Source organism: Microbulbifer sp. Q7 (assembly GCF_001639145.1).
Classification (GTDB): domain Bacteria; phylum Pseudomonadota; class Gammaproteobacteria; order Pseudomonadales; family Cellvibrionaceae; genus Microbulbifer.
In genome coordinates this window covers 1601212-1616398 of sequence record NZ_LROY01000002.1, presented here as the reverse complement: position 1 = coordinate 1616398, position 15187 = coordinate 1601212, and the positions used below count along the sequence as shown (strand labels likewise).

Sequence of the window (15187 nt, the reverse complement as noted above, 5' to 3'; positions counted from 1 at the left end):
CTGGGCTTTTTGCCAGCGCGACGTTGTGCGGTGTGTGTCCTGCCCGAACGACCCACAACCTGTGGAACTCCTTAGCATGCGCTCATTTCTCGAATCGCTCACCGGCAAGGTCGATTTTCCTGTCTTGATCATCAGCGGTGGGGCGATACTCGCCTTTGTGGGCCTGTCGCTGTGGGATCTGGATCTTATCGCGCAATGGGTGGAAAGCAGCTTTCAATGGTCCACGACCCTGTTCGGCGCCTACTGGCAGTTGCTGATGCTGGGCACTTTCCTGATTGCACTGTATGTAGCAATCAGCCGCAGCGGCGAAGTTCGGCTGGGCAATCTGGACGCCCCGGAAATGTCCACATTCAAGTGGGTGGCGATCATTATGTGTACGCTGCTCGCCGGTGGTGGCGTCTTTTGGGCCGCGGCCGAGCCCATTGCCCACTTTCTTTCTCCGCCGCCCCTATTTGGTGAGCAGCCAGATCCCACCGTGCGGGCCAGCAATGCCATGGCGCAGAGCTTTATGCATTGGGGTTTCCTGGCGTGGACGATCCTGGGCTGCCTGACCGCCATCGTCCTTATGGTGTTGCACTATGATCGCGGCCTGCCGCTGAAGCCCCGCACGCTGCTCTATCCGTTGTTTGGTGAGCGTATCCTGCACGGAATGGGCGGTGCGCTGGTGGATGCCTGTTGTGTGATCGCGGTGGTGGCCGGTACCGTCGGCCCCATCGGCTTCCTCGGGTTGCAAGTCAGTTTCGGGCTGCACGAATTGTTCGGTCTCAATGACGGCTTTACCACGCAACTCCTGGTCATTATTGGCCTGGTAACCATTTACACCATAAGCGCGGTATCCGGTGTCGACCGGGGTATTCAGATCCTCAGCCGCTTCAACGTAGTGTTGGCGGTCGTACTGATGGCTTTCATCATAATCGTGGGCCCGACCGCATTTATTATGGACAGCTTTGTCGAGGGCCTTGGTACCTACATTGGTAATTTTTTCCCGATGGCCACCTACCGCGCAGACACCCAGTGGCTGGATTGGTGGACGGTGTTCTTCTGGGGCTGGTTTATTGGTTATGGCCCGATCATGGCGCTATTCGTCGCGCGTATCTCCCGGGGCCGCACGGTGCGGGAGTTGATCTTTGTGATTGCGCTGGTGGCACCACTGGTCACCTGTTTCTGGTTCACCATCGTCGGGGGTACCGGTATCTACCTGGAGATTCAGAACCCGGGGGTCATCTCCGGGCCTTTTGAGGGCATGAACCTGCCGGCGGCGTTGTTGGCCACGACCCAGGCCTTGCCCTGGGGATTCCTGCTGTCCATTCTGTTCCTGATCCTGACCACTATTTTCGTGGCCACCACCGGAGATTCCATGACCTACAGTGTGTCGGTGGTGATGACCGGCGAAGAGCATCCTCCGGCAGTCACGCGCATTTTCTGGGGGATTATGATGGGAAGTTGCGCGGCGATTCTGATCAGTATTGGCGAGGGCGGCGTCAGTGCGCTGCAAAAATTTATCGTGGTCACCGCGGTGCCGGTGTCGTTGATCATATTACCCAGCCTGTGGAACGGGCCGCGTCTGGCGAGAGAGTTGGCAATGGCAAAGGCTATGGAAAGTGCCATGAAAAGCGCCATGGAGCAGGCCAACAGGACAAACGCGAACAATCAGTGACGCCCCCGACAATCTTACGTCGGCTACCACTCGCGATCCGGGCAATCAGGACTCGCTGTGAGTGTCGAGCGCCAGTCTACGTGCCCGCCAGTAGCGACTTTTCCAGTAGTAATCCGTCAGGTGCGAGATAGTGACGCCCTTGGACACGGAAGCGTGCAGAAACTTTCCCTCCTCGATATAGATGCCCACATGCCGGCCCCGGCGGCTCGTCCTGAAGAACACCAGGTCGCCCGGGCGCAGCTGGCCCTGCTTGATGGCCTCGCCGGCCAGTGCCTGATACTGGGTGGTGCGGGGCAGCTCAATTCCCATTTGGTCGCGGTAGATGAGGTACACCAGTGCTGAGCAGTCGATGCCGCGCCTGCTCATGCCGCCTAGTCGATACGGGATGCCCTTCCACGCCTGATGCTGCTGGTACAGGCTTGCCTTGAGCAATTCAGCAGGTGAGGGCGCGGGTTCGGGCGTGGGTGGTTCAGCGGGCCGCAGCCGTTCTTTGGCGGGGCTGTGCGAGGCGTCGGCGGCGTCATCTGGCGAATGCTGATAGGGCGCCATGCTGCAGCCGGCGGTTGTCAGGATCGCGAGGGAGTAGGGCAGCAGCAGTCTTCTTTTCATTGGGATACATCGGTGCCAGTACAGCAAACAGCGTCCGCGAGGCAACGGCCGAGTTTGGTTTTGAGGGTGGCACCATGGTATCGGCGCTAGCTGAATATGGGCTGAACCGCAGAGCTTCATGGATATCGAGGAGCGTGCTGTTCTACCCATCGTGAACGGTGGTGTCAAAATTTTACGTTGACCCCAGTTATTTCAGGCCCCAATTATTCTGGGAGATCAGACTCAAGCCAAGTATTGGTAAATCGCAATCCCAAAAATGGTTGGCGGCAGAGCCAAAACTACAAGCATGCCGAGACAGCCGCTACCATTTCGGGTATGGCGAGCGCTTTCTTTGGGTTGTTCATTTATCCAGCTTCGGTGGCATGCGCCGCAAAATAGTCGAGTCATACCCCGGTTCCAGGCGGCGATTGTTCGCGGGCCAAATTCTTCCACGGTTTTACATTTTGCGCAGGTGAATGTTTTGTGTGGTGGCCTTTTATTTCGCCCGAGAAGGAAGAGTGAAATTGCAGCTGGGATCAGGTATGGCCAAAATTTGGCGATATTGTGGGATAAGTAAAAGCTGTAGCCCGAGTAACTGATACTGCAAATAGCTACTACCATCAGCAGGTAATCGAAGGCATTTTTTCTGGGTGGTTGGAGGTTGCTGGACTTCCTCTGACCCGTGGCGGAAAGGGGGAGGCCACTGATGGCGATACCTGTAGCTCTTGGCTTTCCATTTTTGTCTTTGCTTAGGCTGAACTCCACATCGTCACCGATTTCCGGTCTGCGACTTCGTGTTTTTATACTGGAAATGTGGAAGAAAATGCGACCTTCTGAATTGGCAACAGAGATAAAGCCAAAGCCTCGGTCGTCATCCCATTGAGTTATTTTACCTTTCATTTAATTTCACTAAGTTCGGTTTCTAGCTGAAATTTTTTTTGGTTCAGCCAATAAAAAAAGCGGGCTTTCGCCCGCTTCAATACCTCTCATCCTGTGAGCGACTCTTTCTTGTAGGTATTCCTTATCTACAGTCGATGTGTATTCAGTGTGTTACCACTGCAGTGCACCACCGGTCTGGTATTCGATAACCCGTGTTTCGAAGAAGTTTTTCTCCTTGCGCAGATCCATGATCTCGGACATCCAGGGGAAGGGGTTCTGGGCGCCCGGGAACTGTTCTTTCAGGCCCAGCTGGCTCAGGCGGCGGTTGGCGATGAAGTGGAGGTATTCTTCCATCATCGCGGCATTCATGCCGAGTACGCCGCGGGGCATGGTGTCGCGGGCGTAGGCCACTTCCAGTTCCATACCTTCCAGAACCATCTGCGTCACTTCCTGCTGGAACGCGTCGGTCCACAGGTGCGGGTTTTCCAGTTTGATCTGGTTGATGACGTCGATACCAAAATTGAGGTGCATGGACTCATCGCGCAGGATGTACTGGAACTGCTCGGCAACGCCGGTCATCTTGTTGCGGCGGCCCATGGACAGGATCTGGGTGAAGCCACAGTAGAAGAAGATGCCTTCGGTGACGGCATAGAAGGCGATCAGGTTGCGCAGCAGTTCCTGGTCGGTTTCTACGGTGCCGGTCTTGAAGTTGGGGTCGCTGATGGAGCCGGTGTGCGCGAGGCTCCAGGCGGCTTTCTTGGCGACGCTGGGGACTTCGCGGTACATGTTGAAGACTTCGCCTTCGTCCATGCCCAGGGACTCTACACAGTACTGGTAGGCGTGGGTGTGGATGGCTTCTTCAAAGGACTGACGCAGGATGTACTGGCGGCATTCCGGGTTGGTGATGTGGCGGTAGATGGCCAGCACCAGGTTGTTGGCTACCAGAGAGTCGGCGGTGGAGAAGTAACCCAGGGAGTATTCCACGATGCGACGCTCGTCCTCGGTCAGACCGTTGGGGTCTTTCCACATGGACACGTCTTTGTTCATGTTCACTTCCTGCGGCATCCAGTGGTTGGCACAGCCGTCGAGGTATTTCTGCCAGGCCCAGTCGTACTTGAACGGTACCAGCTGGTTCAGGTCGGCGCGGCAGTTGATGATGCGCTTTTCGTCCACCTGGATACGGGCGGCGCCCATTTCCAGTTCTTCGAGGCCCGGGGCCGGGTCCAGCTCGCTCACTGCGGCGCGCGCGGCTTCTACCGCGGAAGACGCGGAGGCGGTGCTGGATTGGCTTTGGGCCGCGGTCGGTGCCGGGGCACTGCTGGCGCTATCTACCTGGTAGTTAGCGCCGGGTTCGGTGACTGCCTGCTGCTCGGAGGGCAGTGCTCCCGGCACCGGTTGCGGTTCGGCTTTTTTGGGTTCGGGTTTGGAATCGATATCGTCCCAGCTCAGCATGACTTCCCCTTGTTTTTTCCGGTGACCCCTGTGGCGGCACAGGCGATCGAAAGTGTGTCGTGTGCGGCCTGCGCCCGACCCGGGTGTTCACTCTTGTACTGAGTGTTGGCCCGGTGCCGGGGCGGCGCTTATGGTCTTGGTTGCGCACTGCCGCGATTGGTTCGCGGCGTTGCGCGGTGCTCTCCCCCGAGAGTCTTTAAAACAGCGTGACGCTTACTGGCAGGCTTCGCAGTCCGGATCGTCCAGCGAGCAGGCCGCGGGTACGGCTGCCGGTGCGGGCTCGGCTTGCGGTGCCGCTGGGGCTGCGCTGGCCGCAGGAGCGCCACCGGAACTTACCGCGTTCAGGGTGCCGCTGTTCACGGTGGATTTCTCCGTGGAGGTGGCAGCCAGTGCACGCAGGTAGTAGGTGGTTTTCAAGCCACGGTACCAGGCCATGCGGTAGGTGAGGTCCAGCTTCTTGCCGTTGGCGCCGGCGATGTAGAGGTTCAGGGACTGGGCCTGATCGATCCACTTCTGGCGGCGGCTGGCGGCGTCCACGATCCAGCGCGGCTCTACTTCAAACGCGGTGGCGTACTTGGCTTTCAGGTCGGCCGGGATGCGGTCGATCTTCTGCACGGAACCTTCGTAGTACTTGAGGTCGTTGACCATCACCTTGTCCCACAGGCCGCGGGCTTTCAGGTCGTGTACCAGGTAGGGGTTCACGACGGTGAATTCGCCGGACAGGTTCGATTTCACGTACAGGTTCTGGTACGTGGGCTCGATGGACTGGGATACACCGGTAATGTTGGCGATGGTTGCGGTCGGGGCGATGGCCATGACGTTGGAGTTACGCATGCCCTGGCTGGCAACCTTGTTGCGCACCACGTCCCAATCCAGGGTGCTGCTGGTGTCCTGGTCGATGAACTGCTCGCCGCGGTTCTTGGCCAGAATTTCGATGGAGTCGATCGGCAGGATGCCCTGGCTCCACAGGGAACCCTCGTAGCTGGTGTAGGCACCGCGCTCGGCCGCCAGATCACTGGAGGTGGAAATGGCGTAGTAGCTGATCGCTTCCATGGTGGTGTCGGCAAACTGTACCGCTTCATCGCTGGAGTAGGAGATGCCGGCCTTGTACAGCGCGTCCTGGAAGCCCATCAGGCCCAGGCCCACCGGACGGTGGCGCATGTTGGACTGACGCGCGGTTTCCACGGAGTAGTAGTTGATGTCGATGACGTTATCGAGCATGCGCACGGCGGTCTTTACGGTGCCTTCCAGCTTGACCATGTCGAGCTTGCCGTCTTCGCCGATGTGCTGGGACAGGTTGACCGAGCCCAGGTTACAGACTGCGATTTCGTCGTTCGCCTTGGTGTTCAGGGTGATCTCGGTGCACAGGTTGGAGCTGTGTACCACACCGGCGTGCTGCTGCGGGCTGCGCAGGTTACAGGCGTCCTTGAAGGTGATCCAGGGGTGGCCGGTTTCAAACAGCATACCCAGCATCTTGCGCCACAGGTCCAGCGCGCGCACTTTCTTGTGCAGCTTCAGCTTGCCTTCGGCGGCCATTTTTTCATAGTGGGTGAAACGCTCTTCAAACGCATCGCCGAACAGGTCGTGCAGGTCCGGGCAGTCTGCCGGAGAGAAGAGGGTCCACTCTTTGTCTTCGAACACACGCTTCATGAACAGGTCCGGCACCCAGTTGGCGGTGTTCATGTCGTGGGTACGGCGACGGTCGTCACCGGTGTTCTTGCGCAGCTCGAGGAATTCTTCGATATCCAGGTGCCAGGTTTCCAGGTAGGCACACACTGCACCCTTGCGCTTGCCGCCCTGGTTCACTGCAACCGCGGTGTCGTTGGCCACTTTCAGGAAGGGCACAACACCCTGGGATTTGCCGTTGGTGCCTTTGATGTAGGAACCCAGGCTACGTACTGGCGTCCAGTCGTTACCCAGGCCTCCCGCCCACTTGGACAGCATGGCGTTGTCCTGAATGGCACCGTAGATGCCGTGCAGGTCGTCGGGCACGGTGGTCAGGTAGCAGGAGGACAGCTGCGGACGCAGGGTGCCGGCGTTGAACAGGGTCGGGGTGGAGCTCATGTAGTCGAAAGAGCTCAGCAGGTTGTAGAACTCGATGGCGCGCTCGTTCGGGTTCTCTTCATTGATGGCGAGGCCCATGGACACGCGCATGAAGAACAGCTGCGGCAGTTCGAAGCGCACGTCGTCGGAGTGCAGGAAGTAGCGGTCGTACAGGGTCTGCAGGCCGAGGTAGGTGAACTGGTGATCGCACTCGGGCTTGATGGCGTCGCCCAGTTTTTCCAGGTCGAAGTTGGCCAGTGCCGGATCCAGCAGTTCCAGCTCGATACCTTTGGCCACGTAGGCGGCCAGTGCCGGCTTGTACAGGGCTTTCATTTCCTGCTGGGTGGCGGACTCGGCGACACCCAGGAAGCGCAGGGCTTCGGCGCGCAGCTTATCCAGCAGCAGGAATGCGGTGGCGTAGGTGTAGTTGGGCTCCTGTTCCACCAGGGTACGCGCGGTAATCACCAGCGCGGTGTTGATGTCGGTTTCGGAAACGCCGTCGTACAGGTTTTTCAGGGCTTCGCTCAGGATTACCTCGCCGTCTACATCGGTGAGACCTTCACAGGCTTCTTGCACGATGGTGCGCAGGCGCTCCATGTCCAGCGGTACCAGAGAACCGTCTTCCATTTTTACCCGGATGCTCGGGTGGGCAGCGGCAGGCTGGGCCGCCGGCTTTTCTTTTTCTTTCTGTGCACGCAGGCGCGCGTGCTCTTCGCGGTACAGTACGTAGTCACGGGCAATTTTGTGTTCGCCGGCGCGCATCAGTTCCAGTTCGACCTGGTCCTGAATTTCTTCGATGTGAATGGTGCCGCCGGAGGGCATGCGACGCTTGAAGGTCGCACTGATGTGAGAAACCAGGTCGGCCACGCGTTCGTGGATACGGCTGGACGCTGCGGCAGTGCCGCCTTCAACAGCGAGGAATGCCTTGGTTACGGCCACGGAGATTTTGCTGTCGTCGTAAGGTACGACGGTGCCATTGCGCTTGATGACGCGGACCTGACCGGGGGCCGTGGCAGCCAAAGAGGTGCTGCTGGCTTGGTCTGTTACCGATTCCTTGGTAGTGCCCTTGGGCACAGACTGGGAGCGCCCTGTCTCTGTGTGCATGAAATTCTCCGTAAAGTTTGCGCGCGTGTCTGGTCGACTTGCTTTGGTTTTTGCTTTGGTTTTTGCGTAACAAATAGTGCGTACGCCGGCTTGTGGCCGAACATTCTTTACCGTCACCTACTGAATACGGCGATGCACCGGGCCCTTTGGGCAGTCTGCACAAGTCGCAGGCACAAGCAGCGTCGGCGAAGCCTGGGCTCCGCTCGGGTAACTCTTGTGGGGTACTGCTTGAGACTGCGTATGAACGTCGATGCCGCCCTGCGCTCGGGTTGTGGTGCCGGTGGCACGGTCGGTGGATTACTACGCGGGAGTAGCCCTCGCGCTGAGTTATCCACCGTTATCCACTTTTCCCGATACCTGCCTGCGGGCAGGTTGCAGCTAGTTGGTACGGTTGAGGCTGAACACAATATGTTGTGGTCTGGAATTTGCGCTCTGCGCCACCTTGGCCAGGTTATACACCTGTTTGGGAGCACTTTCGCTAGCCCTTCCGGGCTACTCAAACCCTATATGTTGGGGTTCAACCTCGAATGAGCAACAAGATAATGCGATTGAGGGGGTAATTCAAGGCGGATAACTTCGGGGTTACTTGTGGATAATTTGTGGGTAGGCAGGGCGACGTGGATTTTTTTCCCCGGCAGCGCCCGTCACTGCTGGGCGGGTATAAAAAATAACCAGGTGGTTTTGAAGGCGGGTGTTTTTAAGAATATTTTTTAATAGTAACCGGGTCTCAAATTAAGCGGGGCAATAACACAGAGCGCTTGATTATTCACTGATCAAAGGGGCACTGCCAGGTCAGTTTGTACAGTTCTGACAGGTGGCGCCTGATGCCTTCGCTGGGTTTTTTTTGCGCAGCGCCAGTTGTGGACAACTTTGCCGAATATCGCGTGTCAATGTTGGGCGGCAAAGTAGCGCCGGACGTGTGTCCGGCGCCTCTGGCCTGGAGTTGTGGACGGCGCAATCAGTTGCTGTTGTCCTGCAGGAATTCCATCAGGGCCTTTTGCGCGTGCAAGCGGTTCTCGGCCTCGTCCCATACCACGGAAATCTTGTCGTCTTCCAGCAGCTCGCCACTGACTTCCTCGCCGCGGTGCGCCGGCAGGCAGTGCATGAACACGGCGTCGCTGTTGGCGTGGCTCATCAGCTCATGGTCAACCAGGAAGCCCTCAAAGGCCTTGAGGCGAATCTGCTGTTCGGTCTCCTGGCCCATGGAGGCCCACACATCGGTGGCAACCCAGTCGGAACCGCGTACTGCGTCTTCCGGTTTGCGGAAAATCGACACGCGGTCGCCCGCGGCGGCCACGATGCTTTCGTCCGGGTCGTACCCTTCCGGGCAGGCAATGCGCAGTTCGAAGTCGTACTGGCGTGCGGCATTAATGTAGGAGTGGCACATGTTGTTGCCGTCGCCTACCCAGGTCACCACTTTGCCTTCCGGGCTACCGCGATGCTCGACATAGGTCTGCAGGTCGGCCAGTAGCTGGCAGGGGTGGTAGCTGTCGGACAGGGCGTTGATCACCGGCACCTTGCTGTACTCCGCAAAGCGCTCGAGCACGTTGTGGCCGAAGGTACGGATCATCACCATGTCCACCATGCGCGAGATCACCCGCGCGCTGTCTTCGATGGGTTCGCCGCGGCCCAGCTGGGTGTCGCGGGGGGACAGGAACAGTGCGCTGCCGCCCATCTGCGCCATACCGGCCTCGAAAGAGACCCGGGTGCGTGTCGAGGACTTCTCGAAAATCATCCCCAGAACTTTGTTGCGAAAGGGTTCGCTGGCTACGCCCTGGTTGCGCAGGGCCTTGAGCTCAATGGCGCGCTCAACAATGTTGCGCAGCTCGTCTTTGCTCAGGTCCATCAGGGTAAGGAAGTGTCTGACTGCCATGGGTAAATCCTCCGTAAATCAGGCGGCCTGTTGGGCGAAGTCGCGTACCAGTGCGGCGACAGTGGTCGCGACCTGGCTGCACTCGGCGTCGGTGAGGGTCAGTGGTGGCAGCAGGCGCACCACGTTGCCGGCGGTAACATTGATCAGCATGCCCTGGGCGCGGGCTTGGTCGACCAGTTCTGCGCAGGGGCGATCCAGCTCAATACCGATCAGCAGGCCAAGCCCGCGGATCTCGTTGACCTGGGTACAGTTTGCCAGCTCGCGCTTGAGTTGATCCAGCAATTGCGCACCGAGTTTTTCCGCGCGTTCGATGAGCCATTCGTTTTCCAGTGTTTCGAGCACCGCGAGGCCGGCGCGGCACGCCAGCGGGTTGCCGCCGAAGGTGGAGCCGTGGGCGCCGGCGGTAAACAGGGTCGCGGCGTTGCCGCGGGCCAGGCAGGCGCCGATGGGGACGCCGTTGCCCAGGCCTTTGGCCGTGGTCACCACATCCGGCAGCAGGCCCGGGTGGTGCTGATACGCAAACAGTTTGCCGCTGCGGCCGTTGGCCGTCTGGATTTCATCCAGCATGAGCAACCAGTTGTGCTGGTCGCACAGGCGGCGCAGGCCGGGCAGGTAATCCGCATCGGGGATGCGGATGCCGCCTTCCCCCTGGATCGGCTCCACCAGGATGGCCACGATGTCATCGTGCTGGCTCGCCAGGGTTTCGATCGCGGTGATGTCGTTATAGGGCACGCGCAGGAAGCCCTCGGGCAAGGGGGCGAAACCCTGCTGCACTTTTGGGTTGCCGGTGGCCGTCAGGGTGGCGAGGGTTCGGCCGTGGAAGGCGCCGTCGGTCACGATGATTTTTGGGCAGGCGAGGCCGCGCTCGTTGCCGAGCTTGCGCGCCAGCTTGATGGCTGCCTCATTGGCCTCCGCACCGGAGTTGGAGAAAAACACGTTGTCCATACCGGACAGGGACACGAGCTTTTCAGCGAGCTGTTCCTGGGGTGGGATGTTGTACAAATTGGACACGTGCAGCAGTGTATTGGCCTGTTCCTGAATCGCCTGGGTGACGGCCGGGTGGCAGTGGCCGAGGCCGCACACAGCAATCCCGGACAGGGCATCGAGGTATCGTCGGCCGCTGTCGTCCCAAACGTAGTTGCCTTCACCTCTGACCAGGGTCAGGGTTCTGTTACCGTAGTTATGCATCAACGCGGGACTGGCCACTGTGCGATCTCCTGTGTGAGTGGGCCGAAAAAGGAGAGGCCGCAGAAAATACGCCTCAGGCGTACTCTGTCCGCAATTTCTCCGGAAAGCCGGCAATACTAGCACAGCCTTGTGGCGGCACCACCAGGGTGCATCTGGAGAGAGCACCTTAAGAGAGCATCGTAGCGGGGCGGGGGTAGGCAAGGGCGTGCGCTCACTCGGGAATCGGGTACAATGCGCGCTTTCAAGCTGGATTGGTGCCGGGTGCCGGTGCCGGAAATTCCCCAACCCGAGGTTTGCTTCCACTATGGATACTCTGGAAAACATCAAAAAGCAGATTGCCGACAATGACATCCTGCTTTATATGAAAGGCAGCCCTAACGCCCCCCAGTGCGGTTTTTCCATGCGTGCATCCCAGGCGATCATGGCCTGTGGCCAACGCTTTGCCTATGTGGACATTCTGGCGAATCCGGATATCCGTGCGGAGCTGCCGAAGTACGCCAACTGGCCGACTTTCCCGCAGTTATGGATAAAGCAGGAGCTGATCGGCGGCTGCGACATCATTATGGAAATGTATGAAAATGGCGAGCTGAAGACCCTGATTGAAGAAGCGGCCAAGGGTGCCGAAGAGGGCGCGGGTGACGCTCAGTAATCGACGTTTTCCGCCCACAAAAAAACCGCGGCACTAGCCGCGGTTTTTTTATGCCCGGATTTTGCGGGGCTTACTCTTCCGAGGCGCTGGCCATCTGGGTTTGCAGGTAGTTCTGCAGGCCGACCTTGTCGATCAGGCTCAGCTGGGTTTCCAGCCAGTCTACGTGCTCTTCTTCTGAGTCCAGGATTTTTTCCAGCAGCTCGCGGCTACCGTAGTCACGCACAGATTCGCAGTAGGCGATGCCGTCGCGCAGATCGGGAATGGCTTTTTGCTCGAGCTTCAGGTCGCACTTGAGCATTTCTTCGGTATTTTCACCGATCAGCAGCTTGCCGAGGTGTTGCAGATTGGGAATGCCCTCGAGAAACAGAATCCGCTCGATCAGCCAATCGGCGTGCTTCATTTCGTCGATGGACTCGTGGTATTCCTTATCGGCCAGCTCTTTCAGCCCCCAGTCTTTGAACATACGGGAGTGCAGAAAATACTGGTTGATGGCAATCAGCTCGTTTCCCAGTGCCTTATTCAAATGTTCGATGACTTTGGGATCGCCTTTCATGGTGTTCTCCTTGAGCCGCTTGGCTGTGTCCTGTGCGGAAATGTATGGGTCAAAAACCGTTGGCGCTGAAAATTTTTAATCGAAAGCTGCGGGAATTTCCGGCGGACACCGTTGTGGATGTCTTCACGGATACCTTTGCAGATACTTCCAGAATTGTAGAGTCAGCAACGCAAGATTGTGTGGAGTTTGCGTTGGGGAAATGGACAAGTCAAGCGCGGAATGTCGGCGAACGTGCGAGAAAAAAGCGGGAAAATTAACGGGAAAAAGGCAGAGAACTACAACGAGAATGATTGCCGTTTAGATTGTTTTGGCTGGAGCAGGTACCAGCTGCACATTCGGCTACCCAATTGTGCGTATACAGTGGTCGTCATTCGCTGCAGGCTATTTGAGGGTGGGCCGGGAATTGAGTGTATTGCGCATGGCATTGAGCTGCTTTTGTACCGTTGTGGTATCGAAGCCGTTCTGAATTCCCATGGTGCAGTCTTCTTCCAGTCGCTCAATGAGCGTTAGCATGGCCGTGCGGTCGGCTTCCCGGGTACAGATCTCCGCCAGCTTGTTCAATGCGCTCAACAGGTGACGCATCACCACGCCACTGTCGCGACCATACTCTCGGATTTCATCCAGCGCCGCAGCCAGCACATCGGCAAAGTCCAGTTCCGTCGCTACCAGGCGCAGGACCTTATCGTCATCGCTAAAGCAATTCGGCAGTTCGGGGCGCTGTAGCACTATGCCCATTCCGTCAATCAGGCGGTCGATACAGGTGTAGGCGGTAAACGGATCATTGATGCCCGGTGATAGCGCCCGTACAGCAATCTGTGCCAGTTGCCGGACCGAGAAAATCACATCCTGCTCTGCGGTTGGCTGCGGGCCCAGCGAAATGGCACTGAGAATGACATCCGCAATGGCGCGGGTGTCCATGTGTCGGGGCGGGTTGTAAATCCGGGCGATGCTTCCCCAGTGATACAGGAAGGTTCCGGGGTGTATGTCCAGCCAGATACAGCACTGGTGTTCGCTCGCCCACTCGATCAATTTTTGACGATCGATACGTTGCACGTACCCCTCTTTTTGCGCACGCACACCCAGGACATCATCGCCGAGATGTATTCTTCTCAGGTCCTCGCGGCGGCAGCGCGGATCCACGCAGTGCTCTCGGGGGTAGATACTATCCAGCGCTGAGCGGAACTCGCTGTTTATCTGGAAGGTGATGTTGTCAATCTGGATCGACTGCGCCACGTTGTGGATGAAGTAAATCAGGTAGGCAATGCAGGCGAGAGTGAGCAACAGGGCGAAGCTGATGGTCAGTGTATGGCGGTTACCGGGCACACTGGTGTCTATGCCGCGCATCGCCAGCAGTGCATAAACGAAAGTTGAGAGAAAGATGCCCAGCGATATTTGAGTTCCGCGGTCGCGGATGAAATTGCGTACCAGTCTTGGGCCAAATTGATTGGAGGCGAGAGTGAGGGCGACGGTGGTAATGGAAAACACGGTGCCGGCGACAGTGATGGTGGAACTGGCGATGGCGGCAAGCAGCGCGCGGGCGCTGTCCGGGTCGCGCAGTGTCAGCCAGCCCATACCTGGCAGTTGATCCAGGTCCCGATTTTGATCAAAGGCCAGGCACCCCTGGGCGAACAGAATGGCCGCAGCCATCATAATCGCCGGGATTACCCAGAAGCTGGCGCGTAACCGCTCTGAAATATGCAGGAGCTGATGCTTCATGGCGTCCGTTTCTAGTGACTGGCGACCGGCCGTGGCACTTAGCGGCGGTCGTGGCACTTAAAGATAGGACAGCAGGGTGAGCTTGCCAGATGGATGTGTATAGGGATGGGGCGGTAACAGCGGGAGGGGGTAGCAGGGCCGCAGGTAACCCACAGATAACCCACAGATAACTAAGGGCACCGTGAATGCCGGTGCCCCATTGCGGCTGAAAGGTGAACTCAGCCTGCGGAGTAAAAGAGGGCGCTGTTGGTGTTGGCCATCATGCCGGCGGTCATGGTTTCGTCGATGATTTCCTGAGTCAGCTCTGCACAGCGGCCACACTGCGAGGACACGCCAAGATGGCGGCGCAGGGCTTTAACCGAAGTGGAGCCATCGTACACGGCTTCTTTGATCTGGCTGTCGGTGATGCCTTTACAGATACAAACGTACATCGCTGGTGACCCTGGCGGAAATAAGCTTAACTTTCAAACGGATGTTGATCTTATTGGTAATGAGAATAAGTGTCAATAAGATTATGCTCCCGTTCGTTAATTATTCTAGTTGGCCGGAAAGTGACCGGGAAGTGCATTTGGGACTGGGTAGTCAAGGTGCCTGTTGCGGTTTTTTGCGCGGTGGGGTGCGGGTTTTTGGGGGCGAGGCGGTGCGTGTTTGACTGTGAGGCGCCTGCTATCGCGTTTATATAAAAATTTAATGGGACAGCCATAGGTGCCTGTGTATCATAGCGGCCCCCTATCAAGCTTTCGTTGATTTATAGCTATTGGTTATAAATTGAACACCCCTAAAGTAAAACATTTATCTCATTGAGGAGGTTCTCATGGCCGTATTAGTAGGCAAGCCCGCGCCGGACTTCACCGCCGCTGCAGTACTGGGTAATGGCGAGATCGTTGACGCGTTCAACCTCGCAGAAACCATTAAAGGCAAGAAAGCGGTTATCTTCTTCTACCCGCTGGACTTCACCTTCGTATGTCCTTCCGAGCTGATCGCTTTCGATCACCGCTTTGAAGAGTTCAAAAAGCGCGGCGTTGAAGTCATTGGTGTGTCCATTGACTCCCAGTTCTCTCACAATGCATGGCGTAACACCTCCGTCAACGAAGGTGGTATCGGCCAGGTGAAGTACACCCTGGTTGCCGACGTCAAGCACGAAATCTGCCAGGCCTACGACGTTGAGTCTGAAGGCGGCGTTGCTTTCCGTGGTTCCTTCCTGATCGACGAGGAAGGCACTGTTCGCCACCAGGTAGTGAACGACCTGCCGCTGGGCCGTAACGTAGACGAAATGCTTCGCATGGTAGACGCACTGGCGTTCCACCAGGAGCACGGTGAAGTTTGCCCGGCTGGCTGGCAGGAAGGCGACAAGGGCATGAACGCTTCTCCGGAAGGCGTTGCCGCTTACCTGAGCGAGAACTCCGACAAGCTGTAAGGCTTGCCTGAGTCGGGGGCGGAATTCGCCCCCGCCGCGCGAAAACCGCCGCAAGGCGGTTTTTTTAT

The 15187-nt window shown here is 57.8% G+C and carries 13 protein-coding genes; 4 read left to right on the top strand and 9 right to left on the bottom strand.

Annotated elements, in window-relative coordinates; all coding sequences use genetic code 11:
* Window positions 1-76 precede the first annotated feature (76 nt).
* Complete coding sequence (locus tag AU182_RS12525; RefSeq protein WP_066965688.1) at window positions 77-1657, top strand: BCCT family transporter; 1581 nt, start codon at window positions 77-79, stop codon at window positions 1655-1657.
* A gap of 45 nt (window positions 1658-1702) precedes the next feature.
* Here AU182_RS12525 and AU182_RS12520 read toward each other — a convergent pair whose 3' ends face one another.
* The 6 genes from AU182_RS12520 to AU182_RS12500 form a co-directional block, all read right to left on the bottom strand.
* Entirely contained in the window at window positions 1703-2266 is a 564-nt protein-coding gene (locus AU182_RS12520) for an NlpC/P60 family protein (protein WP_066965685.1), read from the bottom strand.
* A 222-nt stretch (window positions 2267-2488) separates the two neighbouring features.
* Window positions 2489-3145, bottom strand: a complete 657-nt coding sequence (locus tag AU182_RS16295) for a cold shock domain-containing protein (RefSeq protein WP_082859422.1) — start codon at window positions 3143-3145, stop codon at window positions 2489-2491.
* A 150-nt stretch (window positions 3146-3295) separates the two neighbouring features.
* Complete coding sequence (locus tag AU182_RS12515) at window positions 3296-4576, bottom strand: ribonucleotide-diphosphate reductase subunit beta (RefSeq protein ID WP_066965682.1); 1281 nt, start codon at window positions 4574-4576, stop codon at window positions 3296-3298.
* Window positions 4577-4789: 213 nt separating this feature from the next.
* Complete coding sequence (locus AU182_RS12510; protein ID WP_066965680.1) at window positions 4790-7723, bottom strand: ribonucleoside-diphosphate reductase subunit alpha; 2934 nt, start codon at window positions 7721-7723, stop codon at window positions 4790-4792.
* 958 nt (window positions 7724-8681) lie between these two features.
* A complete protein-coding gene (argF, locus tag AU182_RS12505; protein ID WP_066965677.1) occupies window positions 8682-9596 on the bottom strand; it encodes an ornithine carbamoyltransferase in 915 nt (304 codons plus the stop codon).
* Between the two features lie 18 nt (window positions 9597-9614).
* On the bottom strand, window positions 9615-10802 hold the full coding sequence (locus AU182_RS12500; protein ID WP_227718244.1) for an acetylornithine transaminase: 1188 nt from the start codon (window positions 10800-10802) through the stop codon (window positions 9615-9617).
* 286 nt (window positions 10803-11088) lie between these two features.
* Between AU182_RS12500 and grxD the strand changes: the two genes are divergently transcribed.
* Complete coding sequence (gene grxD, locus AU182_RS12495) at window positions 11089-11433, top strand: Grx4 family monothiol glutaredoxin (RefSeq protein WP_066965671.1); 345 nt, start codon at window positions 11089-11091, stop codon at window positions 11431-11433.
* 70 nt (window positions 11434-11503) lie between these two features.
* Here grxD and bfr read toward each other — a convergent pair whose 3' ends face one another.
* Window positions 11504-11986, bottom strand: coding sequence for a bacterioferritin (gene bfr, locus AU182_RS12490; protein WP_066965668.1), 483 nt, complete (start codon window positions 11984-11986; stop codon window positions 11504-11506).
* Between the two features lie 44 nt (window positions 11987-12030).
* On the opposite strand from bfr, the gene AU182_RS12485 reads away from it, so the two are divergent.
* On the top strand, window positions 12031-12243 hold the full coding sequence (locus AU182_RS12485; RefSeq protein WP_066965665.1) for a hypothetical protein: 213 nt from the start codon (window positions 12031-12033) through the stop codon (window positions 12241-12243).
* 124 nt (window positions 12244-12367) lie between these two features.
* Here AU182_RS12485 and AU182_RS12480 read toward each other — a convergent pair whose 3' ends face one another.
* Together AU182_RS12480 and AU182_RS12475 are read right to left on the bottom strand one after the other, a co-directional pair.
* A complete protein-coding gene (locus tag AU182_RS12480; RefSeq protein ID WP_066965662.1) occupies window positions 12368-13702 on the bottom strand; it encodes a DUF2254 domain-containing protein in 1335 nt (444 codons plus the stop codon).
* 218 nt (window positions 13703-13920) lie between these two features.
* Window positions 13921-14133: a bacterioferritin-associated ferredoxin gene (locus tag AU182_RS12475; protein WP_066965659.1), complete on the bottom strand. Its 213-nt coding sequence runs from the start codon at window positions 14131-14133 to the stop codon at window positions 13921-13923.
* Between the two features lie 383 nt (window positions 14134-14516).
* On the opposite strand from AU182_RS12475, the gene AU182_RS12470 reads away from it, so the two are divergent.
* Entirely contained in the window at window positions 14517-15119 is a 603-nt protein-coding gene (locus tag AU182_RS12470) for a peroxiredoxin (protein ID WP_066965656.1), read from the top strand.
* Window positions 15120-15187 lie beyond the last annotated feature (68 nt).

Coding starts and splice junctions, on each gene's coding strand:
- AU182_RS12525 (WP_066965688.1), top strand. CDS start 77: ATGCGCTCATTTCTCGAATCGCTCACCGGCAAGGTCGATTTTCCTGTC.
- AU182_RS12520 (WP_066965685.1), bottom strand. CDS start 2,266: ATGAAAAGAAGACTGCTGCTGCCCTACTCCCTCGCGATCCTGACAACC.
- AU182_RS16295 (WP_082859422.1), bottom strand. CDS start 3,145: ATGAAAGGTAAAATAACTCAATGGGATGACGACCGAGGCTTTGGCTTT.
- AU182_RS12515 (WP_066965682.1), bottom strand. CDS start 4,576: ATGCTGAGCTGGGACGATATCGATTCCAAACCCGAACCCAAAAAAGCC.
- AU182_RS12510 (WP_066965680.1), bottom strand. CDS start 7,723: ATGCACACAGAGACAGGGCGCTCCCAGTCTGTGCCCAAGGGCACTACC.
- argF (WP_066965677.1), bottom strand. CDS start 9,596: ATGGCAGTCAGACACTTCCTTACCCTGATGGACCTGAGCAAAGACGAG.
- grxD (WP_066965671.1), top strand. CDS start 11,089: ATGGATACTCTGGAAAACATCAAAAAGCAGATTGCCGACAATGACATC.
- bfr (WP_066965668.1), bottom strand. CDS start 11,986: ATGAAAGGCGATCCCAAAGTCATCGAACATTTGAATAAGGCACTGGGA.
- AU182_RS12485 (WP_066965665.1), top strand. CDS start 12,031: ATGGGTCAAAAACCGTTGGCGCTGAAAATTTTTAATCGAAAGCTGCGG.
- AU182_RS12480 (WP_066965662.1), bottom strand. CDS start 13,702: ATGAAGCATCAGCTCCTGCATATTTCAGAGCGGTTACGCGCCAGCTTC.
- AU182_RS12475 (WP_066965659.1), bottom strand. CDS start 14,133: ATGTACGTTTGTATCTGTAAAGGCATCACCGACAGCCAGATCAAAGAA.
- AU182_RS12470 (WP_066965656.1), top strand. CDS start 14,517: ATGGCCGTATTAGTAGGCAAGCCCGCGCCGGACTTCACCGCCGCTGCA.